This is a genomic window from Flagellimonas ulvae (assembly GCF_049333175.1).
Lineage (GTDB): Bacteria > Bacteroidota > Bacteroidia > Flavobacteriales > Flavobacteriaceae > Flagellimonas.
The window spans coordinates 1,505,147-1,529,892 of the sequence record NZ_CP186325.1; the positions used below are offsets into that span (position 1 = coordinate 1,505,147).

The 24,746-nt window shown below is 38.0% G+C and carries 28 protein-coding genes; 9 read left to right on the plus strand and 19 right to left on the minus strand.

Annotated features, from left to right (window positions below):
- Positions 1-61 precede the first annotated feature (61 nt).
- The 3 genes from ACOKFD_RS06955 to ACOKFD_RS06965 are packed head-to-tail and all read right to left on the minus strand — an operon-like array spanning position 62 to position 2,862.
- A complete protein-coding gene (locus ACOKFD_RS06955; RefSeq protein WP_422860570.1) occupies positions 62-760 on the minus strand; it encodes an SGNH/GDSL hydrolase family protein in 699 nt (232 codons plus the stop codon).
- On the minus strand, positions 757-1,563 hold the full coding sequence (locus ACOKFD_RS06960; protein ID WP_422860571.1) for a DUF5694 domain-containing protein: 807 nt from the start codon (positions 1,561-1,563) through the stop codon (positions 757-759). The genes ACOKFD_RS06955 and ACOKFD_RS06960 overlap by 4 nt, the downstream gene beginning before the upstream one ends.
- A gap of 45 nt (positions 1,564-1,608) precedes the next feature.
- Positions 1,609-2,862 (minus strand): YncE family protein, encoded by a 1,254-nt coding sequence (locus ACOKFD_RS06965; protein ID WP_422860572.1) that lies wholly within the window; start codon positions 2,860-2,862, stop codon positions 1,609-1,611.
- A gap of 235 nt (positions 2,863-3,097) precedes the next feature.
- Here ACOKFD_RS06965 and ACOKFD_RS06970 point away from each other — a divergent pair, with 235 nt between their 5' ends.
- Together ACOKFD_RS06970 and ACOKFD_RS06975 are read left to right on the plus strand one after the other, a co-directional pair.
- A complete protein-coding gene (locus tag ACOKFD_RS06970; protein ID WP_422860573.1) occupies positions 3,098-3,886 on the plus strand; it encodes a LytR/AlgR family response regulator transcription factor in 789 nt (262 codons plus the stop codon).
- A gap of 1 nt (position 3,887) precedes the next feature.
- Positions 3,888-5,003, plus strand: a complete 1,116-nt coding sequence (locus ACOKFD_RS06975) for a sensor histidine kinase (protein ID WP_422860574.1) — start codon at positions 3,888-3,890, stop codon at positions 5,001-5,003.
- Positions 5,004-5,084: 81 nt separating this feature from the next.
- Here ACOKFD_RS06975 and ACOKFD_RS06980 read toward each other — a convergent pair whose 3' ends face one another.
- From ACOKFD_RS06980 to ACOKFD_RS06990, 3 genes are read right to left on the minus strand one after another with little or no spacing between them, the layout of a single operon-like run.
- Positions 5,085-5,306 (minus strand): SUMF1/EgtB/PvdO family nonheme iron enzyme, encoded by a 222-nt coding sequence (locus ACOKFD_RS06980; protein ID WP_422860575.1) that lies wholly within the window; start codon positions 5,304-5,306, stop codon positions 5,085-5,087.
- Positions 5,282-5,611 carry a formylglycine-generating enzyme family protein gene (locus ACOKFD_RS06985; protein WP_422860576.1) on the minus strand — a complete coding sequence of 110 codons (330 nt, stop codon included), beginning with the start codon at positions 5,609-5,611 and terminating at the stop codon, positions 5,282-5,284. Before ACOKFD_RS06985 ends, ACOKFD_RS06980 begins: the two co-directional genes overlap by 25 nt.
- The gene (locus ACOKFD_RS06990) at positions 5,565-5,765 is read right to left on the minus strand and encodes an SUMF1/EgtB/PvdO family nonheme iron enzyme (protein ID WP_422861008.1); all 201 of its coding nucleotides are present in this window, start codon (positions 5,763-5,765) and stop codon (positions 5,565-5,567) included. Before ACOKFD_RS06990 ends, ACOKFD_RS06985 begins: the two co-directional genes overlap by 47 nt.
- Before the next feature lie 118 nt (positions 5,766-5,883).
- Here ACOKFD_RS06990 and ACOKFD_RS06995 point away from each other — a divergent pair, with 118 nt between their 5' ends.
- The gene (locus tag ACOKFD_RS06995; protein ID WP_422860577.1) at positions 5,884-7,698 is read left to right on the plus strand and encodes a sodium:solute symporter family protein; all 1,815 of its coding nucleotides are present in this window, start codon (positions 5,884-5,886) and stop codon (positions 7,696-7,698) included.
- Positions 7,699-7,707: 9 nt separating this feature from the next.
- Here ACOKFD_RS06995 and ACOKFD_RS07000 read toward each other — a convergent pair whose 3' ends face one another.
- The gene (locus ACOKFD_RS07000) at positions 7,708-8,349 is read right to left on the minus strand and encodes a transglutaminase-like domain-containing protein (RefSeq protein WP_422860578.1); all 642 of its coding nucleotides are present in this window, start codon (positions 8,347-8,349) and stop codon (positions 7,708-7,710) included.
- A gap of 82 nt (positions 8,350-8,431) precedes the next feature.
- On the opposite strand from ACOKFD_RS07000, the gene ACOKFD_RS07005 reads away from it, so the two are divergent.
- Positions 8,432-9,298 carry an AraC family transcriptional regulator gene (locus ACOKFD_RS07005; protein ID WP_422860579.1) on the plus strand — a complete coding sequence of 289 codons (867 nt, stop codon included), beginning with the start codon at positions 8,432-8,434 and terminating at the stop codon, positions 9,296-9,298.
- Positions 9,299-9,331: 33 nt separating this feature from the next.
- Here ACOKFD_RS07005 and ACOKFD_RS07010 read toward each other — a convergent pair whose 3' ends face one another.
- The 10 genes from ACOKFD_RS07010 to ACOKFD_RS07055 form a co-directional block, all read right to left on the minus strand.
- Positions 9,332-10,591 (minus strand): NAD(P)/FAD-dependent oxidoreductase, encoded by a 1,260-nt coding sequence (locus ACOKFD_RS07010; RefSeq protein WP_422860580.1) that lies wholly within the window; start codon positions 10,589-10,591, stop codon positions 9,332-9,334.
- 35 nt (positions 10,592-10,626) lie between these two features.
- Positions 10,627-12,192, minus strand: a complete 1,566-nt coding sequence (locus tag ACOKFD_RS07015; protein WP_422860581.1) for an aldehyde dehydrogenase (NADP(+)) — start codon at positions 12,190-12,192, stop codon at positions 10,627-10,629.
- Between the two features lie 13 nt (positions 12,193-12,205).
- The gene (locus tag ACOKFD_RS07020; protein WP_422860582.1) at positions 12,206-13,123 is read right to left on the minus strand and encodes a dihydrodipicolinate synthase family protein; all 918 of its coding nucleotides are present in this window, start codon (positions 13,121-13,123) and stop codon (positions 12,206-12,208) included.
- 120 nt (positions 13,124-13,243) lie between these two features.
- A complete protein-coding gene (locus ACOKFD_RS07025) occupies positions 13,244-13,756 on the minus strand; it encodes a hypothetical protein (RefSeq protein WP_422860583.1) in 513 nt (170 codons plus the stop codon).
- A gap of 79 nt (positions 13,757-13,835) precedes the next feature.
- Positions 13,836-14,438 carry a hypothetical protein gene (locus ACOKFD_RS07030; protein WP_422860584.1) on the minus strand — a complete coding sequence of 201 codons (603 nt, stop codon included), beginning with the start codon at positions 14,436-14,438 and terminating at the stop codon, positions 13,836-13,838.
- 135 nt (positions 14,439-14,573) lie between these two features.
- Positions 14,574-14,849 carry an ATP-dependent Clp protease adaptor ClpS gene (locus tag ACOKFD_RS07035; RefSeq protein WP_298999721.1) on the minus strand — a complete coding sequence of 92 codons (276 nt, stop codon included), beginning with the start codon at positions 14,847-14,849 and terminating at the stop codon, positions 14,574-14,576.
- 37 nt (positions 14,850-14,886) lie between these two features.
- Positions 14,887-15,723, minus strand: a complete 837-nt coding sequence (gene prmA / locus ACOKFD_RS07040; RefSeq protein WP_422861009.1) for a 50S ribosomal protein L11 methyltransferase — start codon at positions 15,721-15,723, stop codon at positions 14,887-14,889.
- A gap of 6 nt (positions 15,724-15,729) precedes the next feature.
- Positions 15,730-16,479, minus strand: a complete 750-nt coding sequence (tpiA, locus tag ACOKFD_RS07045) for a triose-phosphate isomerase (RefSeq protein ID WP_422860585.1) — start codon at positions 16,477-16,479, stop codon at positions 15,730-15,732.
- A 24-nt stretch (positions 16,480-16,503) separates the two neighbouring features.
- Entirely contained in the window at positions 16,504-17,598 is a 1,095-nt protein-coding gene (locus tag ACOKFD_RS07050; RefSeq protein WP_422860586.1) for a BT_3928 family protein, read from the minus strand.
- Positions 17,595-18,137 (minus strand): DUF1599 domain-containing protein, encoded by a 543-nt coding sequence (locus tag ACOKFD_RS07055; protein ID WP_422860587.1) that lies wholly within the window; start codon positions 18,135-18,137, stop codon positions 17,595-17,597. Before ACOKFD_RS07055 ends, ACOKFD_RS07050 begins: the two co-directional genes overlap by 4 nt.
- A gap of 93 nt (positions 18,138-18,230) precedes the next feature.
- Here ACOKFD_RS07055 and folP point away from each other — a divergent pair, with 93 nt between their 5' ends.
- From folP to ACOKFD_RS07070, 3 genes are read left to right on the plus strand one after another with little or no spacing between them, the layout of a single operon-like run.
- A complete protein-coding gene (folP, locus tag ACOKFD_RS07060) occupies positions 18,231-19,061 on the plus strand; it encodes a dihydropteroate synthase (protein ID WP_422860588.1) in 831 nt (276 codons plus the stop codon).
- A gap of 47 nt (positions 19,062-19,108) precedes the next feature.
- Complete coding sequence (locus ACOKFD_RS07065; RefSeq protein ID WP_422860589.1) at positions 19,109-19,894, plus strand: diadenylate cyclase; 786 nt, start codon at positions 19,109-19,111, stop codon at positions 19,892-19,894.
- Between the two features lie 3 nt (positions 19,895-19,897).
- On the plus strand, positions 19,898-20,665 hold the full coding sequence (locus ACOKFD_RS07070) for a DUF3667 domain-containing protein (protein ID WP_422860590.1): 768 nt from the start codon (positions 19,898-19,900) through the stop codon (positions 20,663-20,665).
- 1 nt (position 20,666) lies between these two features.
- On the opposite strand, the gene ACOKFD_RS07075 is transcribed toward ACOKFD_RS07070, so the two are convergent.
- Complete coding sequence (locus ACOKFD_RS07075) at positions 20,667-22,439, minus strand: ABC transporter ATP-binding protein (RefSeq protein WP_422860591.1); 1,773 nt, start codon at positions 22,437-22,439, stop codon at positions 20,667-20,669.
- Positions 22,436-23,179, minus strand: a complete 744-nt coding sequence (truA, locus tag ACOKFD_RS07080; protein WP_422860592.1) for a tRNA pseudouridine(38-40) synthase TruA — start codon at positions 23,177-23,179, stop codon at positions 22,436-22,438. The genes ACOKFD_RS07075 and truA overlap by 4 nt, the downstream gene beginning before the upstream one ends.
- Before the next feature lie 87 nt (positions 23,180-23,266).
- On the opposite strand from truA, the gene ACOKFD_RS07085 reads away from it, so the two are divergent.
- Both ACOKFD_RS07085 and ACOKFD_RS07090 read left to right on the plus strand, forming a co-directional pair.
- The gene (locus ACOKFD_RS07085) at positions 23,267-23,761 is read left to right on the plus strand and encodes a metallophosphoesterase family protein (protein ID WP_422860593.1); all 495 of its coding nucleotides are present in this window, start codon (positions 23,267-23,269) and stop codon (positions 23,759-23,761) included.
- A 4-nt stretch (positions 23,762-23,765) separates the two neighbouring features.
- A complete protein-coding gene (locus ACOKFD_RS07090; RefSeq protein ID WP_422860594.1) occupies positions 23,766-24,731 on the plus strand; it encodes an MBL fold metallo-hydrolase in 966 nt (321 codons plus the stop codon).
- Positions 24,732-24,746: the final 15 nt, after the last annotated feature.

The window sequence follows — 24,746 nt, forward strand, 5'->3', positions numbered from 1 at the left end:
ACAAGAAACACGTCAAAATGAAAGAAAGGTTTCGTTTGCACATTAGGTCCAGCTTAACTTTTTAGTCGATATTGAATAGACTACTTAGAATTACTTCTGCAGCGATTTGACTTCCCTTTAATGACGGATGAAACCCATCTGGTCCGTAATACGAAAAATCACCTGTATCCTCAAAGTGGTTTTTCCAAACTAAACCGACTGGGCATAAAATTGCCTTATTAGCTCGGGCTCCTGCAGAATAGTTTCCAATAACCCCATCAAACGTATGGTAATAGTTCATGGATGGCCATACCATAAAGTAGGCCAATTCACTTCCGTTCGCTTCACAGATTTCTGCATATTTTTTTCCTTCATTGACCAACATATCATAACCATCTTCTTGCGATGAAGGTCCTTGCTGAATAATCACATAGTCATACTTACCCGTATTAATCAGCCCTTGTACTTCTCCTTCTGACCAATGGTCTACTATGGCATAGTTGGGTTTTGCAATGGAATGGACGCCCAAGGAGATCCCATTCTTTGCTCCCTCCATTCCGACCAGTTCGGGCAAGTTATTGGTATAGGTTAGACTATTTCCGATAAACAAAATATGATACTCCGAGGGTAAATCCTGTTGTTGCGTTTCTGATATTTCTTGATAGTTGTTCTCCATTTCAGACGGGAGAGGTAACTTATCTGCACCACAACCAATACATAAAATGTACATCCAACCTATTAGTTGGGGCCAACGTACTATTTTGAACTTATATTCATTCATTTCAGATAATTTGCTATTTCTATATAATTGACATCATTTCTATCTTGATAAAAATCCTTTAGCACAGCACGATGTGCTCCACCGATCAAAACCAATACTCTATCTGTATCACCAATATGTCTGTCAATATTTGACATGATATAGAAATTCCGCTCCCACCAGACAGAGACAAACTTGATTCCAATATAAGTAGAGTCAGAAACAAACTTTGCCGTTTCTTGAATATATTGCCTCTTGTTTTTTAGGTCCTCCTCGTTACTATTTTTGAAAGCATAGTATTCTTTAAGTGACTTGGCAGCTAAAATTTTTGAATCATCCTCATCATTCTTTTCAATACTGGCTAAAAAACGTAAGAACTCAGATTTCATATTCCTTTCTGCAAAATTTGAAAGAGAATCCAAAGGCACGGGCAGTTTGTAATCAATACAATGAATGGTACTATGATTTAGTTCTGATGCCAAACGAAACCCTATCTGTTCTCTTTCGTCCATTTTTAGTTGCGTTTCATTTTTCACATAATTGGCATAGGCTTTCTGAAAAAGGGCTTCATCTTTTAGGGTGCATTCCAAGAGTATTTTTGTCGGTTTAAATTCCTTTAAAGCTTGTACAAGTTCTTCTATCTCACTTTGTCTTTTCTCAGAGTTGAAGTTGTCCATATCCATGGAAGAATAATCTGTGGTCGCTCCAAAGTGAAAAGTTCCCAATAGAGCAATTGAAGGATTGGAAGTCTCCCTGGTTTCTTTTTTATTGGTTTTGCAAGAAATCAAGAAAATCAAGAAGAAGATAAGCGTCAAGCGTTTCATAGGTCTAATTAAAAATGATAAAAGGATGGGCTCTTTCATACTATACTATAGGCCAAGAAATGTATCCGGGTGTATCTGAAGTACTTTTTGTTCTTCCCACTTGTCAAGAATCGCATCACCGTTTTTATCATAGTGGGGCCATGAACTGTTTGCCAAATAAAGAAACCCAAGCTTTTCGTAGTATTTGCCATTGGTAGGCTCGCTAGTAGTATTAAGGCTGTTGTCTAGCAACCTTACTGTTTCAATAGCCAAACCATTCACTATTAATTGAATTACTCTTTTCGGGCTTGAATTGTTCTGTATTGCCAGTAATTGATTTTCTTTAACATGCGCCAATCCATCAATCCCTTTCAACAAAAAGTTATCCGATTGCAACCATGTAATTTGGTAATCCTTCGTAATATCAACCTTTGCTACCCCTTTTATATAATCTGCAACGTACAAGATATTCCTGTCCAAATCAATGGTTATTCCTTGTAGATTAAAACCATCATCCACAGGTAGCTTTTGCCTTATAGTATTCGTTTTGGTATCTATAATGATGATTTCGGGTTTAGTGGAGTTCGATATATATAAATTATCATCTTTATCAAATACCATACTGCCGCCCACAAAATCATCGTCCAGAGGAATTCTTGATTTTATTTTTCCCTTAAAAACATCGATTTCAATAATTTCCGGGACACTTGAAGGAAGTCCTTTTTTCTTGGATTGAAGTATTTTGACGGTGCTTACCCAAACCGAATTTGAATTGGGTTTGGAAGCTAGAGCCAAAACAGGTAAGTCAAACGCTTTTACAACGGCAACTTCGTTTTTCTTTGTGTTGTACCTGAGCAATTCGCCATGATAAACATCAGTAACGAACAAAAGGGAATCCAACAATACTAAATCTTCCAAATGCCTTTTGTCTTTGAAAAGGGCATAATCTTTTCCAACCTCCTTTACCCGTCCATAATAGTTGACCAAGGAGTCCAAAGACCTGGTATACCTGTTCGATATCAAGAAATTGTTGAAGTCAGCATCTTTTTGGTAGTCTATTTTGTTATTCCAGCTCAGTAGCCTTTTTAAGGTTTGATATACGTTTTCCAAACTGTCCACTAGGCTGTATCCAGCGGCTAGATTATAAAGAAAAGTAGGCTGTGATGGATGCAACTTAAGCGCTTCTTTGTTAAGGGCCACAAATTTGGTATAATCTTTATTTTTGTGGGCTTCCATGCTTTCCTTATAAATTGAATTTAAATCCTGCCCGTGGGAAAAAAAGGAAAGAATAGCTAAAGCTATCAAAAAACAATATCTCATTAATAAGTGATTTATCACAATGTATTGAATTCGCTACTTCTCCAGTTAAATATGATATGTATGGCCTATTTTTAGATAAATATGGCATGATTACTCTATGGATTATTGAATATCTTGCTTTGTAATAAGTGATGGAGAATAGCAATCATCTCTTGACTCCTTTTCGGAGTTTGCCTTTAAAGGATTAGCCTATCGATTTTTTTTAAGACAAGTTCAATCTAATGGAACATGATATATGAAAGTTTTAATTGTTGATGATGAAAATCTGGCGCGAAAAAGAATTCTGAAAATTCTTCAAAACCGCAATGGCATATCATTAATTGAGGCAAGTTCTGGATCTGAAGCGGTTTCTAAGATTAAGTCTGAACTGCCGGATATTGTGTTTTTGGATATTAAAATGACTGATTTTTCAGGATTTGAAGTGCTAAAAAAAATAGACCCACCCATATTACCGATAACCGTTTTTGTTACTGCTTTTGATGATTATGCAATTGAAGCTTTTGAAATCCAAGCTATTGACTATGTATTAAAACCTTACAAGGAAAGTAGAGTGTTGGATGCTTTGGAGAATGCGGTCCTAAAAGCAGAAACAAATCAAAAAAGCAACAATTATGATGAAATGCATTCAAGGTTTGACCAACTCTTGAATCATCTACAAGATGTAAAAAAGCCTTCAAAAGGGTTTTTAGAAAAAATTGTTCTCAAAGTGGGCAGAAAGTACTTGTTCGCCTACACTAAGGATATTAAATACATAACATCTTCAGCGTACTATGCAGAACTGTTCATGATAGATGGTAAAAAGCATGTCTATAGAACTTCTATGACCACTTTGATGGAAAAGCTCGATCCCAATTCATTTTTAAGGCTAAATCGTTCAACCATAATACAAATTCACCGAATCAAGGAAGTTGTCAGCGAAGGATACGGTGATTACTGCGTAGTAATGATGGATGATCAGAAATTCAATGTTTCCAAAGGGTATAAAACTGCTTTTGTAAATCAATTGAATCTTAGGAAATCATAAAATGAACACTAAGGCATATAGATTTCTCGACCGCAAATTGTTTCAAGTACTTCTTGTATACTATTTGGTGGCCTATGTAATTGATTTTTTGGCAACTGTGCTTATCTACAATCAAGATGAGACCTCAACCATTGTCTTGGGCCAGTTAGCCATTCAATATGTGATTTTTTTTGTTGCGAAGTTGTCCTACGTCCTTGTAGCACTACTGTTAACTAAGAAGTTTTTCGAAAAAAGGACACTGCATTGGAGGATAATTGTAATCCATTTGGCATTAGCTGCATTACTTTCATTTTATACTGCTTTTGTAGGACTTTGGGTAGAGATTAAATTGTTCTCAAAAGCAATCTCGCTGACGGCAGAGAGTATTTACATAAGGGGCTTGGGTGGGCTAAGCTTCAACTTCTTCTTGTATTTTTCAATGATAGCTATCGTCTACGCCTATAATTATTTCCAAAGAAAAAAGGCCGATGATTTAAGAACTTCAAAACTAAAAGCTGAACTTCTTGATTCAAAAATTCAGGCTTTGCAGGCACAATTGAATCCACATTTTCTTTTTAACTCTTTGAACGATATTTCTTCATTGATAGATGAAAATCAAATTAAAGCTCAAAATGCAATTGCTGACTTGAGCGACCTACTAAGAAAAACGTTGAGTCTAAAAGATTCCAAATTAATCTTACTAAAGGATGAGCTTCTGCTTTTGAAAACCTATGCAAAAATGGAAAAATTAAGATATGATGATAAGTGGGAGCTGATAAAAGTAATTCCAGAAGGCCTTGAAGGGTTCCTTATCCCTCCTCTTCTTTTTCAACCCCTTTTAGAGAACACCATTAAGCACAGCTTTTCAGAAAGACATCAAAAAATCAAAGTCCTGTTGCGAATACGAGAAACTAATGATTTTCTTGAAATAGATGTAATTAACAATGGGAAACCCTTGCAATCCGAAACACCCATCATAGGAAACGGTATTGGAAACGTTTTGGAAAGGCTGGACTCTTTGTTTCCAGGAAATTTTGAGTTTAACCTCTCCAATTACACTATTGATGATGAGTATTTTTGCGGTCCTATTGTTGGTGTTAAACTTAAATTACCAGCTTTAAAAGAGTATCCCAATTAGTTCATGTCTAAAGTTGTTTACATATCCTCACTAGTGAATCTATACCTATTTTACCTCATGCCCATATTTTCAAAAGGCCTCTCAATCAAACATATCCAATGAAAGGACCGTTCGAAACTCTAAATGTTCCAATGAAGAGTCTTCTGTAGAAGCCATTCTAGAGGATATACGATAGTTGGCGCAATAGGTAACGCTACACAAAAAAGACCCTCCTTTTATCACTCGCTCCTTAGCTCTTGGGTTTGATGGATTAAAAGCAGATTCAGCTCCCTTCGGATTTAAAACCTGTCCTTTTTCATGCAATGTTTGATAATACTTTGCATGATACCAATCGTTGGTCCATTCCCATACATTACCTGACCTGAAACGTCATAAAGTCCAAAGGAATTGGGTTTAAACGAACCCACCGGAGCTCTAAGTGCAAAACCATCTTGTTGCGTATTGGATATTGGAAACCTACCTTCCCAAGTGTTTGCATTCGAGTTTAGTTCATTTATATCATCTCCCCAATAGTAGATTGAAGCAGGCTTCTTTCCCCTAGCTGCATATTCCCATTCAGCCTCAGTAGGCAATCTCTTTTCCAGCCCATTGACAATAGGCCAATGCATCTTCAAAAGCTACATGCACTACGGGATGATTTTCCTTCCCATCAATATCGCTTCCGGGACCATTGGGATGTTTCCAATTTGCACTATTCTTCTGGGTTTGGTTCAGAAATAAATTACAACATTTGATTGTATTGAAGTGCTGTTCAGGTGTAATGCTTTTCTATTTTAAAGTACTTCAATTCAATCCAAGAAAAGAAAATAGACTTTGATGTTGAAATACTTGTATATTGACATTGCCAAAGTATGGTAAACCAATCTGTAAATAACTAACCATGGAGCTGAGCAATCTGGACTACGGAATTATTATTGTCTTTTTTCTGGCAACCTTAATAATTGGACTTGTAGTTGCCAAGAAATCAGGAAAAAACACTTCAGAATATTTTCTATCCGGACGTAATATGCCATGGTGGTTATTAGGTTTTTCTATGGTCGCCACCACATTCTCCACCGACACTCCAAATTTAGTAACCGACCTTGTCAGACAGAACGGTGTGGCAGGAAATTGGGTATGGTGGGCCTTTTTGCTCACTGGCTTACTGACTGTTTTTGTTTATGCGCGCTTATGGAGAAAATCCAATGTCAAAACCGACATGGAATTCTACGAAATTCGCTATTCAGGAAAACCAGCTCGATTTCTTAGGGTTTTCCGTTCCTTTTATTTGGGATTTCTATTCAATATTCTGGCAATGTCCGGAGTCACCTTGGCCGCAATTAAAATAGGCCAGGTTATGCTTGGGATTTCTGCTTGGGAAACGGTTGGCTATGCTGCATCTGTTACCCTGCTATTTAGTGCAGTTGGAGGATTTAAAGGTGTAGTGTATTCTGATTTCCTATTGTTTTTTGTGGCTATGGCAGGTGCTATTGGAGCCGCGTATTATTGTGTAAACCTCCCACAGATTGGAGGGCTTGAAAACCTAATTCAACATCCAAATGTCCAAGATAAATTGGCGTTGGTCCCAGAGAAGAACGATACAAATGCCATTATTACCTTATTGGCCATACCTCTTGCGGTACAATGGTGGAGTTCGTGGTATCCTGGCTCTGAACCTGGTGGTGGAGGTTACATTGCCCAGCGAATGTTGGCCGCTAAAAATGAGAACCATGCCATTGGTGCCACCTTCTTTTTTAATATTATGCACTATGCACTACGTCCTTGGCCTTGGATAATTGTAGCACTATGCTCGTTGATTATATTCCCAGAACTCTCAAATCTTTCGGATGCTTTCCCCAGTATAACTGACGATAAACTGGGACATGACTTGGCATATCCCGCAATGCTCACCTTTTTGCCCTCAGGTTTATTGGGTTTAGTAGTTGCATCTATGGTAGCTGCGTATATGTCCACCATATCCACACACCTTAATTGGGGTGCCTCGTATTTGGTAAATGACATTTACAAAGAAGTTATTGACAAGAACGCTTCTGAGAAAAAACTAGTGGCAGTTGGTAGAATCTGTACAGTTATTCTAATGGTGGCAAGTACCGCAATTGCCATGATATTGACCAACGCTGTTCAGCTTTTTAAATATATTTTGATGTTTGGCGCAGGTACCGGACTAATATTCATCCTAAGATGGTTTTGGTGGCGAATAAATGCATGGAGCGAGATTTCTGCCATGTTTGCTTCGGGACTCATTTCCATCATTATTAGTATCCCAGCAGTAAACTCAGCTATGTTTTCAGGAGAGGAAGGAATTTTTCCTAGTTGGTTTGAATTTCCTTTTGTGGTCTTGACATCTTCCATAGTTTGGTTGACGGTCACTTTCCTCACAAAACCGGATGATGAACAAAAGCTTTTTGATTTTTATAGGCACATCCAGCCCGGTGGGAGAGGTTGGAACAAAATTGTTAAACTTGCTAAACAGAAGAATGTTTCCATTGTCTCTGATTCAGGTAAGTGGATGGTTCCAAAAGGTCTCTTGGCCATGGTTCTAGGTTGGTTGCTTGTGTACTGCATTCTTTTTACCACCGGAATGTTTATTTATGGAAAAACAAGCACAGCTTTTGTTATGTTGGCAGTGGCGTTGATTCTTGGATTTCTCCTATTCAAAGTCTGGCGACAGATTGGAAATAAAATACTGATTTAAATTCTTCAATCAAGAAATCTTAATCTCTTCTTTTCCTTTATATGATTCGTATAAATTGGGGTAATTCTCTTTGAAAATCTCTTTTATAAAATCTAGGGGAACATCAGCAAAGCTGCCATAATCCTCAAGATATTCCATAAATTTTTCGCTTTTTTTGTTGTATTCCTGAAAAATAGAGTCCTTTTTACCATTAAATTCCAATGGTTCCACATTATACATTTCGCACAGTTCTTTATTAAAGGCGGGAGAACACTTTGCCCATTGACCGTTATGAAAGACCTCTGCTAAACCGTGAGGTGCTATTTCATTTGACCCTAACTTCGCTTCCAGTCTTTCCGTAGCAATATGGTTAGATACTTTCGCCAAACGTAACCGAGCGGGAATGCTTAAACCTCTAAGTGCTGAAATATATAAGATGGCTTTGTCCACACAATGCGCCTGCTCTTTTGAATAGATATGACTAGATCTATAATGTTTATCCGTAAAACCAATATGATACGGATTATATCGCCAAGAATCCCTTACCTTGATGTACAGACCCGAAATCTTTTCTTTTTCAGATGAAAGGGATTCAAGCTCTGAAATCAAATCCTGAATTTGAGGACTGTTAAAATCGAAGAAGTAAGTTTCTTTTAAATATTCTATTTGCATGGGTAAAAGATATCTTTTTAAATTGTTTCAAATTATTCTCATACACCTTTGATATTCTAAATTAAGATATGAATTCTTAAAAATGAAGAACCCCATTCCGTTTAAAATACCAAAGTCTGCCAACCATGCTCTCCTTGTTCAACTTGATTCTGGTCCGCATTTTTATGATCGTTTGCATTATCATGAAGATTATCAAATTATAGCGATCATCCGTGGAGAAGGTGTTCTTTATTTAGGAAACAGCACTTCACCATTCAATGCTGGAGACGTTTTTATGATAGGAAGCAATGTTCCACATTTGTTAAAAAGCGATAACAAATATTTTACCAAAAACTCTCCAAATATTCAAGGAATATCCCTTTTCTTTAATGAAGGCTCGTTTGGTCAGAGTTTTTTCGGCCTTAAAGAGATGAAGGGTGTAAAGGCGCTTCTTAAAGATTCCTTGAAGGGAATTCGCGTTATTGGCACATCCCAAAACCCTATTTTCAATCGTATTACCTCAATTACCAAACAACAAAACGAGAAAAGAATCATCACTTTTCTCAAAATACTTTCCCAATTAAATTCTTGTAAAAAAGAATATTTAAATAGTACTCCTTGTAACCAAATATCAAATTCTGAGCTTGGAGGAAGATTAAAAAAAGTATTAGACTACACGTTCGAAAACTATAAACAAGAAATAACCATTGAAAAAATTGCCAGCCTAGCTCACCTTAGTAGGGCTCAATTTAGCCACTTCTTCAAATTGCATACAGGGAAGACCTATATACAGTTTCTAAATGAGCTAAGAATTGAAAATGCCTGCGTTTTGCTTAAAAACGATACATACTCTATCGAGCATATTTGTTATGGTGTGGGATTTAAGAACATGTCCAATTTTTTGAGACATTTTAAAAAGCTTAAGAATACAACTCCTTCTCAATTCAAAAAACTTTGGACCCATGGCTGATGATAGGTTTGTTGTGCTTAAGATGTTCCGATTCTACGTGTCAAACCTATCCAATCGAAATGGGAACAAATTCATTGATGGTTTTTTTTTGGTCATCAACTCACTTAACAACTTTCCTGTTATAGCTCCTAGGCTCAATCCCATCATTCCGTGCCCTGTACCTACATACAAATTATTTAGTGTCCCCGATTTTCCAATATAAGGCATGCCATCTGGCGTGCAGGGTCGATATCCCTTCCATATATCTTTGCTTTCTGTATGGGGCAAATCCATATTCTTGTAATAGTTTGGAATACTCTCCTTGATGCCTTGAATTCGCTTAAGATTGATTTTTGGTGATATGCCACTTATTTCTAAAGTGCCCCCAATCCTCAAATCATCTCCCATTGGAGTGATGGCCACTTTAGCTTCGGAAAGAATTGTTGGTATCCGAGGTTTAACTTTGGGTTGGTCTAGTGTAATGCTATACCCTTTACCATCCTGAATATGAAGCTTAATGTTTGCCTTTTTCAATAGATTGGCTGTCCAGGTTCCCGAGGCCACAATCACATTTTTTACAGGGATCAAATTCCCCTTATCATCGATTAATGTATCAATTTTTGATCCTCTCAAACCAAAATCCGAAATGGAAGTGTTTGTTCTGAACTGAACCCCTTCCCGCTTAAGAACTTCAACAAGTTGAAACATTAATTTGTTGGAATAGAGATGTGCATCACCAGGAAAATAAAGACCGCCCAATATATCCAAATCCATATCAGGTTCCAACTTGCTCAATTCTTTCGCATCCAAAATCTCTGCCTCCACTCCCAATTTTCTGGCTTGCTCAGCCATTTTGACCTCTTTTTCTTCTTGTTTCCCAGATTTGTAAAGCATCAACAAGCCTTTCTCTTCAAAACAGAAATCAAAACTCTCTAGACTTGTGAATTCGCGATATAATCCTTTGCTGTGTTCATTCAGTTCATATAAGATGGGCATCGCTTGCTTAACATGCTGATGATTGGAAGAGCGGTAAAAATGCCATAGCCATTGTATTAAATCCTGATTTAGCCTAGGCTTTATATAAAATGGACTTTTACTATTGAGCATCCATTTTAAACCTTGGGCAACAACTCCCGGATTTGCCATGGGAACAAAATGGCTCGGAACAATCATTCCTGCATTGCCAAAGGAAGTTCCTTCTTTTAAATCACCTTTATCGATTACGGTAACGGTACATCCCGCCTTTTTTAAATACCATGCAGCACAAAGTCCAATAATACCCCCACCAATAATATGTACTGTATCATTTTCCATTTAAAAAACTGCTTCAACAGAAGAATACAAAACCATTATGATTTGGTTAATTCCCCATTTACCGTTCGCCATATCCCTAATGGATTTTCATTTTGCAACTCACTCGGCAATAGATTGTTGGGCATATTCTGAAAAGCCACGGGTCTTACAAATCTTTTTATGGCATCCGTGCCCACTGAAGTAAAAAGGGAATTTGAAGTTGAAGGAAAGGGCCCTCCGTGATGCATGGCAGAGCATACCTCAACGCCTGTAGGAACACCATTAAAAATTAATCTCCCAACTTTTTCCATCAACACTTCTGCTAGGTCCTTTGATTCTTCCAAATCATTGCTTGTCCCCATCAAACTGGCTGTTAGTTGTCCATTCAACATACTGGCCACTTTCAACATTTCTTTCTTATTGTTGCACACTACCGCTATAGTAAAAGGTCCAAAGACCTCATCTTGTAAATGCCCATTGTTCATAAAAGTTGAAGCGGATACCATGGCAACGGCAGGTCCGGCTTTCCAAGATTCTGAGGTACTGTCAAAAAGCACAGATACTCCGTTTGAGTTTAGGAACTCATTTTTAGTTTTAATGTATTTGGAATGTATTCCACCATTCAACATGGTATCTGACGGTAACTTTTCAAATGCCTTGGTTAAATCCCCCAAAAAGGTCTGGGCAATTTCGCTCTGTTCAAGTACCAGAATACCTGGATTGGTGCAAAACTGACCAGCTCCTAGATTCACTGAGTTGGCAATAGTTTCGGCCATTTGTTGACCGTGATTCTTCAGTTTTTCACTTAATACAAATACAGGATTGTTGCTGCCCATTTCGGCATAAACCGGAATTGGCTCTGGTCGATTATTAGCCAAATCGAACAGTGCCTTGCCTCCCGCATATGAACCCGTAAAACCAACAGCTTTTATCAAAGGATGCTGTACCAACTGCTGCCCAGTTTCTATCTCACCATTTAGGGATGAAAACACTCCATTGGGCATATCACATTTTTGAATAGCATTGGTAATTGCTTTGGCCACTAAGGCATTGGTGCCCAAATGCGATGGATGAGATTTTACAATGACGGGACAACCAGCAGCCAAAACAGAGGCGGTATCTCCTCCCGCGGTAGAAAAAGCTAAGGGAAAATTACTTGCTGTAAAAACTGCAATTGGCCCCAAAGGAACCAACATCTTTCGGATGTCTACTCTGGGCAAAGGTTTACGCTCCGGCAGTGCTTCATCAATAATGGCGCTGACCCAGCTTCCTTCTTCCACCAAATCTGCAAAAAGACGCAATTGATTGCACGTTCTGCCGCGTTCCCCAACAATCCTTCCTTGAGGCAATCCTGTTTCGGCCATTGCCCTATTCACCAAAACATCTCCAAGATGCTCTATTTCGTCAGCAATTGTTCTTAGAAAAACAGCCTTTTTCTTTCCTGACTTGTTTCTGTATATTTTATGAGCCTTACTGGCTTCCAAACATGCCTTGTTGATTTCTTCAGGAGTTGCTACAACAAATCTTTCAGGCAATATTTGTTGAGTAATAGGATTTGTAGATTGTAAGGTTGTCTTTCCTTCAGAACTTGGAATACCGGCTATTAGGTTTTCAGTTATCATAATTCAAGGCTAATCAAATGTTTAAATAGTCTGGTAATTGAGGTCTGGTAGCAAGTCCCTGCTCCAATATGGATTGAACCCTCAATCTTTCGTCTCCCTTCAGCACCTGCCGAGGCGCTCTTACATGTTCGGTCCCAATTCCGGTCATAACTTCTGCCAATTTTATGTTCTGCACCAATTGTGGACTTATATCCAATTCCAATATCGGTAAAAACCAACGATAGATTTTGAGCGCTTCATCGATTCGGCCTGCTTTTACCAATCGATAGATGGCTACAGTCTCGGCAGGAAATGCATCTACCAAACCAGCCACCCAGCCATCGGCGCCCATCAGCAGTTCTTCCATAGCCAAAGTATCTACACCACAAAGTATCTTGAATCTATCTCCGAAATGGTTCTTCATCCGGGTCACGTTGGAGATATCCCGTGTACTCTCTTTAATTGCATTGATGTTTTCAATTTTTTTGAGCTGCTCTAACATTTCAATAGATACCTCAATTTTATAATCTACCGGATTGTTGTAAATCATTATAGGTAGTTGGGTACTCTGGGCAATTGAGATAAAATAATCCAAAACCTCTTCATCGGTCGGCTTGTACATCATGGGAGGTAGTAACATGATACCATGAATTCCTAGTTCAGCGGCTTTTTGAACCAACTCAATTGCTTTATGGGTTGCTCCCTCAGCAACGTTCAAAATCACATCTATTTTATCTCCTACACTATCCAAAGCCGCTTTGGCCAATTCCAGTCTTTCCTTATGTGTAATGGTGCTGCTCTCACCCAAGGAGCCACCAATGACGACTCCATCAATTCCCGCATTTACCTGAAATTCTATGTTTTTCAAAAACGCAGGGATATCGAGTTCTCCGCTTTCCTTGAATTTCGTAGTGACCGCAGGATATACACCGTTCCATTTTACTTGTTTCATAATTCGATTTGTTGAAATGTAAAATTATTGCCTAAGACTATACCTTTTTTATAGAATTGTCTTGTTTTTTAATACTATTGAAGCCTATTTTGGAGGGAAATACGGTATTCTAAGCTTACATCACTTTTTCCATAAGGGTATAGCATTTTTGCTTTGCCCATTTCCTTTTTTAACAAACCATGAAACATTCATGTTTCTTTGATTTTGACTTAGAATCGTGTCTTTATTCAAACTCATGGTCAAGCGGTCTGAAAAGCCATTAGTACCCACTATGATATTCCATTGGGTGTCCCTAAAACGAACATTTGTGGTATCCTTTTCAATCAACGGGTTTTGTCCAATTATGGGTGCCATTTGGGCATATACTTCTGAATCATTCAAAATTGTAAAAAATTGAGCCTCAAAAACGTGTTCGATGGTAAGGGTGGTATCCCTTCGTAATTGGCCCCCATACCCTACTTTTACAAGATTTCCATTACGAATAGCATTCAACAAATCCTGTTTTTTGCCAAAAAGTGTTTTTCCGTTGGAGTCGTTTCTGTAAATCAATTGCCATTCGCTTTCATTTGTTGACGTGGAAGGCCCGCAAGACAAAAAAATAACCAAAACCAGTAGTAAACCATTGTGCTTCATGATAGTTCATTTGGAAACACCAAAAGGTAGTACTTTTTGAACATCCAAACTAAAGAAAAACATTTGCAATTAGTATGATTCAGTTCTTTAAGGAATCTATCGTGGCTTTGGCTTTTTCCAGTTCCTTAATCAGTTTTTCGTTTTCAAGTATATATTGGGATTGAACTTTCTCCAGCCTTCGCTCAAACTCATCCTTGGGGACATATTGAGGTTCTAAAAGGACGTTGTTCAAAATACTGTATAGCGTAAAAACAAAACTTATGACCACTGCGGCAATTAGAAAGGTGAGTAAGTTCTTTTCCCGTTTTATTGAAGGTGAATTTTTTTTGAGCAACTCCTTTTCATCCTTTGAAAGCTTTCTACTCCCTGAAACCTGATTTAGAAACACATCCCATTTTTCCTCTTCCTTTACATGCATGTCCAAAAACCCTCCCCCACTTAAAAATTCTTTTGTTTTTGGCGTAGAGGCCAACATAAATATCTCAGAACCATTACCACTCATAATGTCCAACAGGCTGGGATTGTAATCCCGAATCTCTTTAATCAGCTTTTTAGCAAAATCCAAATTATAATTGGGACGAAGAAACTCATCATAAAGCACTCTTACTTCAAAGTAGTCTCGCCGTTCAAGAGCATATTGAAGAAAGCGGTCTTTAAGCTCTGATTTGAAAAATTCGCCCATGTGAGTAGTTTGCTTCTTTGAAAAGACCTAAATTTAAAGTAAAACTTGGATTGAAGTCTATTCTTCCAATAATTTCACGAAGAAATAATGTTTGCCAAAGGACCTTATGTTCTTAACCTTCTGGCAAAGTAGTATTTACACAATTTCGGCACTTAACCCTGCTTGAAGTAGTTTGGAGCATCTGGGTTTTAAATCATCATAATCACCGGTCTTAACTGTGCATTTCCCATTATAATGGACAATTAAGGAGCATTGTTCTGCTTGTTCTGGAGTATGTTCGCAGACATCTATTAATGTAGAGATTACATGGTCAAAGGTATTTACATCATCATTAAAGAGAATGATTTCCGATTGTTTCAGAACCTCTTCTTCCAACAATAACTCTTCCGATATTTTTTCCTTATTGCCCAAATTCGATAATTTGTAAATCTAATATACTAATTTTCAGTTATGAAAGTTGAAAAAGAGCAGCCACCCAGTTGTTTTTTTCGAGATTGTCAATAAAATCCATTTTTATTGAGGCACAAGCATTTTTGATGCTTTTTAAATCCTCAATGTAAAATCCACTTAACAATAAAAAGCCTTTGGCTTTAAGTGATTTACTATACTCCGGAATGTCTTTGAGCAGGATGTTTCTATTGATATTGGCCAGAATTACATCATATTCTTTGCCTTCCAAAAGTCCAACATCGCCTTGAAAAGCCTGAATTCCATGACATTGGTTCCGTTCAATGTTTTCTTTGGTATTGATATAGCACCATTCATCAATGTCTATGGCGTCTATATTGTTTGCGCCTTTCATTTGAGCTAAAATGGCCAAAACACCTGTCCCGCATCCCATGTCCAGAACAGACTTTCCATCAAAATCCAAAGTGAGCATTCGTTTCAACATCATGTATGTGGTTTCATGATGACCGGTCCCAAAACTCATTTTAGGTTCAATTATGATATCATACTCAACATTTTCAGGAGAATGGAAGGGAGCTCGAACTGAACAAACCCCATCCACATGAATGGGATGAAAGTTTTTTTCCCATTCCACATTCCAGTTTTGCTGTGGAATTTCCTTTTGGGTCCATGAAATGGATACTTCTGGATTCTTAGTTACCAACAATTCGTCCAATACACCCTTTTTCCAATGCGATTCCAAAACGTAGGCTAGAACACCAGAATCGGTTTCCACAAAACTTTCAAAACCTAATTCACCCAATTCCGCAATTAGTATATCGGAAAAGGGCTCAAGAGGAGAAACACTAAAATTAAACTCAATATAAATCAATACGATTCAATGTTATATGGCTTTGATAATGGCAATGAAATCGTCAGCTTTTAGCGAAGCACCTCCAATAAGACCTCCATCTACATCTGGTTTAGAGAAGATATCCGCCGCGTTGTCTGGCTTAACACTGCCACCATATAAAATAGACACATTGTTAGCAATACCATCATTATAGGCTTCAGCAATGGTTTTTCTAATAAAGGCATGCATTTCTTGAGCCTGTTCTGGGCTAGCCGTTTCTCCTGTTCCAATGGCCCAAACAGGCTCATAGGCCAGTACTATTTTACTCCATACCTTTTCTTCTAAATGAAATAAGGCTTCTTTTAACTGGTTTTCCACAACTGAAAAGTGATTCCCTGATTTTCTATCATCCAATTCTTCTCCAAAACAAAAAATAGCGGTCATTCCTTTTGCCATTGCCGTATTCATTTTTTTAGCCAAAAGAGCATCATCTTCTCCAAAGAGTGACCTTCTTTCAGAATGTCCCAGAATTACGGTATCCAATCCAATATTCAACAACATATCTGCAGATATTTCACCAGTAAAAGCACCATTATCTGCAAAGTGCATATTTTGTGCGGCGACCTGGATTGTAGAAGACTCTAGACTGTTTTTTGCAGCAACCAAATTAACAAAGGTAGGTGCTACAATTACTTGTGCATGTGTATCTGGAACTTTTGCGGAAAGTTCAGAAAGCAAGGCTTCGGTCTCATTTAAAGTCTTGTTCATTTTCCAGTTTCCGGCAACTATTTGAGTTCTCATAGTAGTATCGTTTGAAATAGTGTTTTATAGTTTAAGCTTATCTATGTCGTTATAATGTACTTTTTGTTGAATGGTTCCTCGTTCCAAGACCAAAATAGCTGGATTGGAACGGACAATGGTTTTTAACGCGGTTTCATCCGTAAAGTAAAAATCGAAATCCAAACTATGCTCCTTCTTGACCAAATTAGCTCTATCGCTACCGGAAGCAGACATTCCTATCACCTTGTATCCGTTTGAAGCCGCTTTTTTGGTTATTGAAGCTACCCCTTGAAAAGCCTCTGTGTTACTCTTAGCTAAATCGTAAGCAATAACCATGACCAATTTTTCTTCTTCCAACAATTCTGCACTTAAGTCTTCACCATTTTGCTCTATAGTAAAGTCATGAATTGGGGGCTCATACCCTTTTTGAATCTCCGTGGTTTCAACCCCAACAAACTCCCCGTCAACTGAAGGGTATTCACCATTGGTCACCACTATTTTGTCTTCTCCATCGACCTTAAACTGCCATGCGTACTCATAAATCGGTTTTGGCGCATCTTCTGGAACAGACATGCTTTCTTGAATGTTAGCCCCTATTTTATAAGGTCTAAAATCAACAGAGGGTAAGTGATTCAACACATGATTTGCAAAAATTGCACATGCCAAGATGGTAATTCCAGCCAAAATCCAACTGGTTCTAGTTTGAAAGAGAGGCTTAATAAATCTTTGTCCATAGAAGAGAATCAAGACAAAAACCAACAGAATAATATCCTTGGTAAAAGATTCCCATGGAGTCAATTTTATAGCATCACCGAAACACCCGCAATCGGTGACTTTGTTGAAATAGGCAGAATAAAAGGTCAGGAATGTAAAAAAGATAATCATCAACAGAAGGCTCCACACTGTTACCTTAGGTTTGAATCCCAGTAAAAGAAAAACACCTAGGACTACTTCCAAAATCACCACAAAAATGGAAATCCCCAAAGCCAAAGGCATCAAAAAGGGCAAATCCAATACCCCTTGACTAAAGTATTCCTCTAATTTGAATGAAAACCCAACTGGGTCATTCAATTTTATCAATCCACTAATAATAAATAGGATACCAACAAATATTCTAGAAAACCATACCAGATATCTCATATCGCTGTGTTTAAATGAATCAAGGCAAATACTGCATAATTCACCATGTCTTGATAATTGGCATCAATACCTTCACTCACCAAGGTCTCGCCTTGGTTGTCCTCTATTTGTTTTACTCGCAGTAATTTTTGAAGAATTAAATCCGTTAAGGAACTTACCCGCATATCCCTCCATGCTTCACCATAGTCGTGGTTCTTGTTCTCCATTAAGTTTTTTGTAATGTTAACCTGCTCATCATACAGCGCTATGGCTTCTTCCGCACTCAAGTCGGGCTGTTCGGAAACACCTTTGTCCAATTGAATGAGTGCCATAATAGAATAGTTGATAATTCCTATGAACTCTGAATGCTCCCCTTCGTCCACTTTACGGGTATCATTTTCCTGTAGGCCTCGGATACGTTGGGCCTTTATAAAAATTTGGTCGGTCAAGGAAGGAAGACGTAAAATCCGCCATGCCGTTCCATAATCCTTGGTCTTCTTGATGAAAAGCTCCCGGCATTGTTGTATGACCTTGTCATACTGTTGGGAAGTCTGCTGCATCTATTCTTCTTAATTTATGTAAATTTCGTTCAAAGTCTGGCTGCAAAAGCAGTTTGCCAAAGATAATCAAACCCATAAAAGCACCTCTTTTTTATGACGATAAACTGTAAGGGAAAACTTGTAGACCTAAGCATCCCCAAAGTAATGGGAATCCTTAACCTTACTCCAGATTCATTTTATGACGGAGGAAAATACAAGGATGAAGATGTTATTTTAAATCAAGTGGAAAAAATGTTTAAAGATGGTGCTACATTTATTGATTTGGGTGCCTATAGTTCCCGTCCTGGGGCAAATCATGTTCCAGAAGATGAAGAAAAGAAGCGAATTTTGCCTGTATTGGAGTTATTGCTAAAGCATTTTCCTGAATCGTTTTTTTCAATTGACACTTTTAGAAGTAGTGTTGCCAGTCAATGCTTGGATATTGGAGCGGCTCTGATCAATGACATTTCTGCGGGAAACTTGGACCCAAAAATGTTTGATGTTGTTGCACGCTATCGAGTACCTTATATCCTCATGCATCTGAAAGGTACTCCTCAATCCATGCAGGAAAAGGCAATTTACAATAACGTAATCAAAGATTTGCTCTTATACTTTTCGGAAAAAATTGAGAAGTCGCATGAAAAGAAAATCAACGACATACTTATCGACCCTGGGTTTGGCTTTGCCAAAACTTTGGAACAAAACTATCATATGTTACACCACTTGGATTTATTTCAAAATCTGAATAAACCTATATTAATTGGGCTGAGCAGAAAATCTATGATCTACAGGGTTTTAAAATCCTCACCAAAAGAAGCGCTTAACGGCTCATCCATTTTGCATGGTATTGCCTTGTTGAAAGGTGCCAATATTTTAAGGGTACACGATGTGCAAGAAGCCGTGGAATGTGTTACTTTAATTGAAACCTTGAAGAGCAATGGCTAGCTTATTTCGATTCTTCTAATTTTGTTAATTTTACAAAAACGCCACTATTGGATTTCCTCAATTTTCTTGAATTCAAAATCACGGATTTTATTGACATTATCCTTGTAGCTGCCCTTCTCTATTACATCTATAAGCTTGTTAAAGGTACCGTAGCCATAAATATATTTATAGGCATAGTCATTATTTGGGCTCTCTGGAAGTTGACCGAACTACTTCAAATGAAAATGATTAGCAGTATGGTGGGTGGATTTATGAATATTGGGTTGATTGCCTTAATCATTGTATTTCAACAGGAAATACGAAAGTTTTTGTTGATGATCGGTTCTACAAACTTTGCCACCAAACGGAATTTTATAAGGCACTTTAAATTCCTAAAACAAGAAGCGCTTCCTTCGGCCACCAATGTAACGGGCATTATTGCCGCATGCGAAAAGATGGGAAGTTCCAAAACCGGAGCCTTAATTGTTATTGAAAGAAATAGTCCGTTGGATTTTGTTAAATCGACCGGAGACCAGATGAACATAAAAATAACACAGCCTATTTTGGAAAGTATTTTTTTTAAAAATAGCCCTTTGCATGATGGGGCAGCTATAATCCAAGATAATTATATAACAGCAACACGGGTAATTTTACCCGTATCGAATGACCGCAATATTCCTTTGAGATTTGGTTTAAGGCATAGAGCTGCTGTGGGCATTACTGAAAAAACGGATGCTGTTTGCCTAGTAGTAAGTGAAGAAACCGGGGCCATTTCATACATAAAAAATGGTGAGTTTGTTCCTTTTAAAGGTTCAGCAGAACTGGCATCGCTAATTGAAAAAGATTTGGAGTAACCTATGGTTTGTAAAAATTGTGATTCGAGTTTACGTTCAGATTTCAGTTTTTGTCCTTCATGTGGCGCTAAGATCATAAGAAACCGACTGACCTTAAAGAACATTTGGCAAGACCTCAGTTTCCAAGTTTTCAATTTAGACAATACCTTATTCAAAACCTTTAAACACCTTTTTACCCAACCGGAAGTTGTTGTGGAAAGTTATATCTCGGGTATCAGAAAAAAGTACATGAATCCCATAAGTTATTTTGCCATTGCAATTACCCTATCAGGAGTTTTGTTCTTTGTTCTAAGAAATGTGTATGAAATTACACTGACTCAAAACAATGCTATTAATCCCGATGCTCCCAACTTGGATTTCATTTTTGACTATCAAGGGTTGATGTCTTATCTTTTTATGCCCCTATACGCATTAATAACATGGGTTTTGTTTTTGGATAAGGGAAAAATGAACTACACGGAACACTTGGTTGCAAATGCCTATGTTACCGCTCAAATGTCGTTTGTCCAAGTAATGGTATGCCTACCTCTTTTTGGTATTTTTGATATCCGCTATGAAGTTTTCAATTGGATTTACCTGCTTTTTATAACCGCCTATTTGTTTTTCGTGTTTGGCAGAATGCACAAAATTGGATTTTTAAGCACTTTTATAAGGTCTCTTGGATATTTGGTACTTTTCGTAATCATTATGCTTATAGCTGGTATAGCAATAGCTGCAATACTTTTTATAACGGGGCAACTGAATATTGAAGATTTTGCCCCAAAAAAATAGTTTAGGCTACTTCTTCGGCCATGAATTGGGCTTCATACAAATCGCTGTAGTATCCACCTTTTTGAAGCAATTCTTTGTGGGTACCCATCTCAACAATCTTTCCGGCCTCCATAACAATGATTTTGTCCGCCTTTTTGATCGTAGCCAAACGGTGTGCTATGATGATTGAAGTTCTCCCCTCGGTTATCTTCTCCGTTGCCCTTTGAATAAGCTGCTCAGAATATGTATCTACTGAAGAAGTGGCCTCATCCAAAATAAGAATACTAGGATTGCTGACAAAGGCTCTCAAAAACGCAATCAGTTGACGCTGTCCACTGGACAACATGCTTCCCCTCTCTTTCACATTATATTGATAGCCCCCTGGCAAGCTTTGAATAAACTCATCCACCCCAATTTCTTTTGCAGCTTCGTCTATCGTGTCTTGAGAAATGGTCTCATCCTTCAGCGAAATGTTGTTCGCAATGGTATCTGCAAACAAAAAGACATCTTGAAGCACAATGGCTATATGCGAACGAAGTGATTTAAGGGTATAGTCCTGAATATCTTGACCATCAATATAAATGTGGCCTGCATCAATTTCATAGAATCGATTCAACAAATTGATGATTGTTGATTTTCCAGCGCCAGTTGCGCCCACTATTGCTACGGTTTCTCCGGCATCTACCTTGAATGATATCCCATGAAGCACTTCCTCATTTTCAACATAGGAGAAACGTACATCGGAAAACTCAATATCTCCCTTGACATCCAATTTTTCTAAAGTACCGGTATCCGGAATATGGCTTTCGGTATCCAAAATTCGAAATACCCGATTGGCCGCTACCATACCCATTTGAAGGGTATTGAACTTATCCGCAATTTGACGGAGAGGTCGGAACAACAAATCCATTAGGAAGAAAAACGCGAATATGGAACCTGTATCATTCAACCCCGTATTTTCAATGTTTTGGACGACCCCAAAATATACCACTAAACCGATACCCACAGAATAGGAAATCTCAGCAATAGGAAAAAAGATGGAATTATACCAAACTGTTTTCAACCAGGCGTTTTGATGTTTCTCGTTAATGGCTCTGAATTTTTCCTTTTCAATTTCCTCCCGGTTAAAAAGCTGTACAATTTTCATCCCGGCAATACGCTCCTGTACAAAAGAATTCAAATTTGAAACTTGGGCCCTTACTTCAATAAAAGCTATTTTCATAGCTTGCTGAAAAAGTCTGGTGGCCACAAGGATAATTGGTAATATGGCAAAAACAATAAGAGCTAACTTCCAGTTGGTAATGGTCATAATGGCTGCCGCAGATATCATTTTCAACAAATCTGCCACAATCACAAAAAATCCTTGACTAAAGATTTCTCCAATCCGCTGCATATCGGCAACCGCTCTAGTAACCAAAACTCCAATGGAGGAATTATCGAAATAGGTCATCTTAAAGCCCATCATCCGCTTAAATAGCTTAATGCGAATATCCTTGATGACGGATTCACCTAAAAGATTGGCAAAATAGTTGAAAAGCAGTTGGGTAATTACTTGCCCGAATAAAACCCCAAGCATGGCCAGCACCAGAAAAAGCAGTAAATCACTATCCTTCAATGACAACGCTTTGTTGATAATATCTCGGACAAGAACGGGCGTGAGTATGGCAAAACCTGCAGATAAGATAGCCGCCAAAGCCACGACCCAAAAAATTGCTTGATAAGGTTTAGTGAATGCAAAAACACGTCTAAAAAGACTAAAATCAAACGCTTTGCCTATCTCTTCTTTCTGGCTCATGAAAAAATATTTTCTGGATACACAACTCGGGTCAAATATAGGCCTTTTGCGGGCACCGAAACCCCAGCTTTGGACCGACTTTTACTTTTGAGAATTTCCTTCATTTCAGCTGGTTTGCGCTTTCCCATACCTACTTCCAACAAGGTACCAACAATTGCGCGTACCATATTACGTAAAAAGCGGTCTGCCGTAATCGTAAAAACAAGCTTGTCCGCCTCAATTGACCATTGGGCCTTACGAACATCACAAATGAAAGTCTTTACATCTGTATTGGATTTGGAAAAGCATTCAAAATCCGAATGCTCCAATAAAATCGAAGCTGCCTCGTTCATTGCCACTATATCTAACTTTTGTTTTACAAAATGGGCAAAATCGCTATAAAAAGGGACTTTTTCTTGAACCACCCAATATTCATAAGTGCGTTCCTCAGCATCGAATCTAGCATGGGCATCCAGCACTACCTGGGAGATATCTTGAATCGCAATGTCTTCAGGTAAGAACGCATTCATTCTATGGGTCAGTTCATCCAAATCCTGAATGGATTCAACATCAAAGTGTGCAAACATTTCTTTGGCATGTACTCCGGTATCCGTTCTTCCTGCACCTACTACTTCAATAGGTCTCCGTAGAAGGGTGGACATACAATCTTCCAATACCTCCTGCGCGGTAATCGCATTGGGTTGACGCTGCCAACCATGATAGTTTTTTCCAAAATAAGAGAACATGATAAAATATCTCAAGGGAATCCAGTACTTTTAAGAGGTTAAATATAGTTGAATCCTGCGCAGTGGTAGTTGTTGGTAAACTTTTTAGCAAATTTTTAGCGTATGACCAAAATTCTTTTGCTTTCCGATACCCATGGCCATATGGATGAAGCCATTTTAAAGTACGCTAAACAAGCTGACGAAATATGGCATGCAGGAGATATAGGAAGTCTTGAAGTAACGGATGCTCTAGAGAAAATTACTCCTTTACGTGCTGTTTTTGGTAATATTGACGACCATCAAATCCAAAGGGAATTTCCCGAACATAATCGTTTTTATTGTGAAGAAGTAGATGTTTGGATAACCCATATTGGCGGTTATCCCACGAAATATAATGTAAGGGTAAGGGAAGACATCAAAAAGAACCCCCCAAAACTTTTTATCTGTGGGCATTCGCATATTTTGAAAGTAATGAATGATAAGAAGCTGGGATTGTTACATATGAACCCTGGGGCTTGCGGAAAACATGGTTTTCATGCTACTCGAACCATGCTTCGGTTTAGTATTGATAAGGATAAAATATTCAACCTTGAGGTGATTGAATTAGGAAAAAGATAATAGTATGAATCGGGTTACTTTTCTTTTCATCTTCTTCATTCTATCGGGATGTCATAACGCTCATAAAACCAAGGAAGTTTTATCTAGCACACCCATCTATACTTCAAAAGGCATAACACTTCATGTTCTTGGCACTGTTCAAGATGGAGGCAGCCCCCATATAGGGTGCAAAAGAGCTTGCTGCCAATTGCTTTTTGAAAATCCAGATAAAACTCGAAAAGTTGTCAGTTTAGGGTTGATTGACCATGATAATAACAAAACATATCTTTTTGAAGCTACACCTGATATTTCCAGTCAATTAAGGCTACTCAGCGAAGCAGGTGACAAAACCAACGATGCTCCTGATGGCATTTTTCTGACCCATGCCCATATGGGTCATTATACAGGTTTGATGTATTTAGGAAGGGAAGCCTTGGGCGCTCAGGGCATTCCTATATTCACCATGCCTAAAATGGCTTCGTTTTTAAAGAACAATGGACCTTGGGACCAATTAATTGAACTGAAAAATATTGTTTTGGAACCCCTTCAAGATAAAAATACGGTTAAGCTTTCGGAAGAACTGACCGTAGTTCCTTTTTTAGTTCCACATCGTGATGAATATTCTGAAACCGTTGGTTTTAAAATAATGGGGCCTGATAAATCAGTATTGTTTATTCCTGATATCAATAAATGGAGTGTTTGGAATACAAGTATTGTTGAAGAAATAAGAAAAGTGGATTTTGCTTTTTTAGACGCTACCTTTTATAGTGGTAAAGAGTTGAACCATAGGGATATTTCTGAGATTCCGCATCCATTTGCAATAGAAAGCATAGGGTTATTTAAAGATTTGCCGGCGAGTGAAAAAAAGAAAATTCATTTCATCCATTTTAACCATACCAATCCTTTATTGGACAACACTAGTGAAGCCCATCAGACTGTTATCGAAAACGGTTTTCATATAGCTTCCTTTATGGATTCTTTCACCCTTTAGTTTTAGATAGCTAAA

Bases quoted from the DNA above. Each gene is read 5' to 3' on its own strand.
- ACOKFD_RS06965 (WP_422860572.1), bottom strand. From the start codon at position 2,862: ATGAGATATTGTTTTTTGATAGCTTTAGCTATTCTTTCCTTTTTTTCC.
- folP (WP_422860588.1), top strand. From the start codon at position 18,231: ATGACGATAAACTGTAAGGGAAAACTTGTAGACCTAAGCATCCCCAAA.
- ACOKFD_RS07070 (WP_422860590.1), top strand. From the start codon at position 19,898: ATGGTTTGTAAAAATTGTGATTCGAGTTTACGTTCAGATTTCAGTTTT.
- ACOKFD_RS06955 (WP_422860570.1), bottom strand. From the start codon at position 760: ATGAATGAATATAAGTTCAAAATAGTACGTTGGCCCCAACTAATAGGT.
- ACOKFD_RS07075 (WP_422860591.1), bottom strand. From the start codon at position 22,439: ATGAGCCAGAAAGAAGAGATAGGCAAAGCGTTTGATTTTAGTCTTTTT.
- ACOKFD_RS06985 (WP_422860576.1), bottom strand. From the start codon at position 5,611: ATGCATTGGCCTATTGTCAATGGGCTGGAAAAGAGATTGCCTACTGAG.
- ACOKFD_RS07030 (WP_422860584.1), bottom strand. From the start codon at position 14,438: ATGGGCGAATTTTTCAAATCAGAGCTTAAAGACCGCTTTCTTCAATAT.
- ACOKFD_RS06970 (WP_422860573.1), top strand. From the start codon at position 3,098: ATGAAAGTTTTAATTGTTGATGATGAAAATCTGGCGCGAAAAAGAATT.
- ACOKFD_RS07090 (WP_422860594.1), top strand. From the start codon at position 23,766: ATGAATCGGGTTACTTTTCTTTTCATCTTCTTCATTCTATCGGGATGT.
- ACOKFD_RS07055 (WP_422860587.1), bottom strand. From the start codon at position 18,137: ATGCAGCAGACTTCCCAACAGTATGACAAGGTCATACAACAATGCCGG.
- tpiA (WP_422860585.1), bottom strand. From the start codon at position 16,479: ATGAGAACTCAAATAGTTGCCGGAAACTGGAAAATGAACAAGACTTTA.
- ACOKFD_RS07005 (WP_422860579.1), top strand. From the start codon at position 8,432: ATGAAGAACCCCATTCCGTTTAAAATACCAAAGTCTGCCAACCATGCT.
- ACOKFD_RS07000 (WP_422860578.1), bottom strand. From the start codon at position 8,349: ATGCAAATAGAATATTTAAAAGAAACTTACTTCTTCGATTTTAACAGT.
- ACOKFD_RS07025 (WP_422860583.1), bottom strand. From the start codon at position 13,756: ATGAAGCACAATGGTTTACTACTGGTTTTGGTTATTTTTTTGTCTTGC.
- ACOKFD_RS07050 (WP_422860586.1), bottom strand. From the start codon at position 17,598: ATGAGATATCTGGTATGGTTTTCTAGAATATTTGTTGGTATCCTATTT.
- ACOKFD_RS06995 (WP_422860577.1), top strand. From the start codon at position 5,884: ATGGAGCTGAGCAATCTGGACTACGGAATTATTATTGTCTTTTTTCTG.
- ACOKFD_RS06975 (WP_422860574.1), top strand. From the start codon at position 3,888: ATGAACACTAAGGCATATAGATTTCTCGACCGCAAATTGTTTCAAGTA.
- ACOKFD_RS06960 (WP_422860571.1), bottom strand. From the start codon at position 1,563: ATGAAACGCTTGACGCTTATCTTCTTCTTGATTTTCTTGATTTCTTGC.
- ACOKFD_RS07010 (WP_422860580.1), bottom strand. From the start codon at position 10,591: ATGGAAAATGATACAGTACATATTATTGGTGGGGGTATTATTGGACTT.
- ACOKFD_RS07015 (WP_422860581.1), bottom strand. From the start codon at position 12,192: ATGATAACTGAAAACCTAATAGCCGGTATTCCAAGTTCTGAAGGAAAG.
- ACOKFD_RS07085 (WP_422860593.1), top strand. From the start codon at position 23,267: ATGACCAAAATTCTTTTGCTTTCCGATACCCATGGCCATATGGATGAA.
- ACOKFD_RS07020 (WP_422860582.1), bottom strand. From the start codon at position 13,123: ATGAAACAAGTAAAATGGAACGGTGTATATCCTGCGGTCACTACGAAA.